Below are 2,178 nucleotides of genomic sequence, written 5' to 3' on the forward strand. Positions count from 1 at the left end.
TGGCACGGCCCTCGAAGTACAGTCCGGAGTTCCGGTCCGACGCGATCGTGTTGTGGCGGGCCTCGGCGGGCAGGCGGACGTTCAAGGACGTCGCGGTCGATCTGAACGTGAACCACGAGACGCTGCGGACCTGGGTGCGTGACGCCGACGGTCGTCCGGTCGCTGCCGGAGCGTCGCAGGACACCGAGGCCGAGTTGGCCCGGTTGCGGGCGGAGAACGCGCGGCTGGCCAAGGCGGAGAAGGAGTGGCAGCTGGAGCGGGAGATCCTGCGCCGGGCGGCTGCCTATTTCGCCCGGGAGGTGATCCTGGTGGTTAATTCAGGCCGCGAGGGAGAGTTCTAGGCGGGTGAGGTGGCTGGTGCGGGTGCGGTCGAGGGGGTGGCCGTTCCACCAGGCGTCGAGACGGATCAGGTTCAATGCGACCGCGCTGTAGACGTGGTCGAGGTGGGTTTTCCGCAGGCCGTGGTAGCGGGCGCGGCGGATACCGGTGACGGCGGTGGCCTGGTGGATAGTCCCCTCGACTCCGGCGCGTAACGCGTAGTTGTGCTTCCACTCCTTGGTCTCCTGCTGTGCCCGGGCACCCTGCAGGGCTTCGTGCATCTCCTGGGGCTGCAGGGCGAGTTGACGGCGCCCGAGCTTCGAGGTGGTGCACTTTGGCCGCAGCGGACAGGGGCCGCAGTCTCTGGTGGAGAAGGTGACCACCGTCTTGGCGACGCCGGCCTGGAGGCAGGGACTCCAGGTGGTGCTCGTCTGCCCGGCCGGACAGACGGCCTGCCGGCCCGGCCAGTCGATGCGGAAGTCGTGGGTGGCGAAGCCTTCCTTGGCCCTGCCCTGGCGGGACTGGTCGTCCAGCATCGGGATGACCAACGCGACACCGAACCGCTTCAAGGAGCCCACGATCAGCTCGGCCGAGGCGTATCCACTGTCCAGATAGTGATCCCCGGGAAGGAGCCTGCGTCGCTGGAGGACCTGGTGGATGGGGTCGAGCATGGCGTTGTCGGGGACGGTGGCGTCGGTCGTGGTGACGTTCGTGACCAGGTTCGGCCGCGGGACGCGGCTGTGCCCTCCTTGGCCGGGCCCCGCGTTGTTGCCGACTGCGGCCGGTTCGGGGGCCTGGCAGGTCTCACTGATATGGATCTTGAAGCCGTTCCACATGGTGTCGCCCTTTACGCTCCGGCGGGCATCGGTGTCATACGGCGAGGTCAGGCGCCGATGGCCAGGCGGGAGACCGTCCACCTTGGCCTCCCGCCGCTTGACCACCTCCCGTCCGCTGCCCGAAAGCGTGCGGGTGTAGCTCTGCACCAGCACGCACCGCAAAACCTGAACAGCCGGCAGTTCCCGCAGCCACGCCGGGGACGTAGAGGCGTGGACCGCGGTGAGCAGTGCGAAGCCGTCCCGGCCGAAGTCGAGAGCGAGAGCGAGCCGGGCACGTTTGGCCTGGGATGCCGGCGTGTGCCATCCGGGGATCCGGTCGCCGTAGCGCCGGCTCCAGGAAGGCACATCGATCACCTGCTCCACCCAGTGTGGCGCCGCACAAACCAGTGCCTCCAGGGCGGCGCGGACCGCCTCGCCCGCCAGGTCCAGCTGGCTCAGGTCCCGCACCGCCGAGATGACGTGGGTGGAGTCGGTGCGCTGCTTGCCGCCGGTCTCCAGCAGCCCCTGCCGGACCAGCTCAGCCAGCAACAGGTCCAGTACCTTCTCCTCCAGGCCGTGCGTGACCACCCGGGAGCGGAACTCCGAGAGCACGCTGTGGTCGAACCCCGGATCCTTAAGATCCAGCCCGAGCGCGTATTTCCACGTCAGGGATGTCCGTACCGCCTCGGCGGCCTGCCGGTCGGTGAGGTTCTCCGCCTTCTGTAGCACCGTGACCAGCGCGAGCCGCCCCGGCGACCAGCCCGGCTTGCCGCGCTGACCGAACGCGACCGCGAACTGGTCGTCGGCGAACAACTCCCCGAACCGGTCACGGAACCGCACCGCGAGCGGAACCTCCCGCCGGCCCGAATACATCCCCCGGATCGCAGCAGCAATCTCCGGGTCCGGGTCCGGCCAGGGCTGCGGCTGCACCGACACCACGTCTCCATCCTGCGGGCAGACACCACAAGACTGCCGCAACCCCAAGAATCCACCCACGATCTGACGCTCACTCACCGATTGCCTGAATTAACCACCAGGATCGGAG

The 2,178-nt window shown here is 68.5% G+C and carries 2 protein-coding genes; one reads left to right on the top strand and one right to left on the bottom strand.

Annotation, left to right across the window (positions count from 1 at the left end):
• Positions 1–341 (top strand): transposase (locus AB0D12_RS41175; RefSeq protein ID WP_362695192.1); only part of this gene is annotated, 341 nt, incomplete at its 5' end.
• Here AB0D12_RS41175 and AB0D12_RS41180 read toward each other — a convergent pair.
• A complete protein-coding gene (locus tag AB0D12_RS41180; RefSeq protein ID WP_362695195.1) occupies positions 318–2,069 on the bottom strand; it encodes a transposase in 1,752 nt (583 codons plus the stop codon). The genes AB0D12_RS41175 and AB0D12_RS41180 overlap by 24 nt on opposite strands.
• Between the last annotated feature and the right edge of the window lie 109 nt (positions 2,070–2,178).

The organism is Streptomyces sp. NPDC048479 (assembly GCF_040651435.1).
Lineage (GTDB): Bacteria > Actinomycetota > Actinomycetes > Streptomycetales > Streptomycetaceae > Streptomyces.